At 63.7% G+C, this 587-nt stretch carries 1 protein-coding gene; it reads left to right on the plus strand.

Annotated elements, in window-relative coordinates:
* The coding region (locus BN1129_RS08330) for a lyase family protein (protein WP_042035795.1) at positions 1 to 546 on the plus strand (546 nt) is incomplete at its 5' end.
* Positions 547 to 587: the final 41 nt, after the last annotated feature.

Raw genomic sequence — 587 nt, forward strand, 5'->3', positions numbered from 1 at the left:
GCCGCGTCGCTCATGAAGATCGCCAATGACGTGCGCTGGCTGGCCAGCGGCCCCCGCAGCGGATTGGGGGAGCTGCTGATCCCGGAAAATGAGCCCGGCTCCTCCATCATGCCCGGCAAGGTCAACCCGACCCAGTGCGAGGCGCTGACCATGCTGTGTGCCCAGGTGATGGGCAACGACGTGGCCATCACCATAGGCGGTGCCAGCGGCAACTTCGAGCTGAACGTGTTTCGCCCCCTGATTGCCCACAACTTTTTGCAGAGCGTACGCCTGCTTGCCGATGGCATGCAGAGCTTCTGTGATCACTGCGCCATCGGTATCACGCCGAACCGGGCACGCATTGATGAGCTGCTGGCCCGCTCCCTGATGCTGGTCACGGCGCTCAACCCCCACATCGGCTACGACAACGCGGCCGAGATAGCCAAGCGTGCCCACCACGAGGGAATCAGCCTGCGGGAGGCCGCCATCGCCTCCGGCCATCTCACGGCGCAGGAGTTCGATGCCTGGGTGGTGCCGGCCAACATGGTCGGTCGACGGAGAACATGAGATGAGGGACAACTGAACAGCAAAAAGTCGGGCATGCCCGA

The sequence above is a fragment of the Aeromonas popoffii genome (assembly GCF_000820025.1).
GTDB classification, from domain to species: domain Bacteria; phylum Pseudomonadota; class Gammaproteobacteria; order Enterobacterales; family Aeromonadaceae; genus Aeromonas; species Aeromonas popoffii.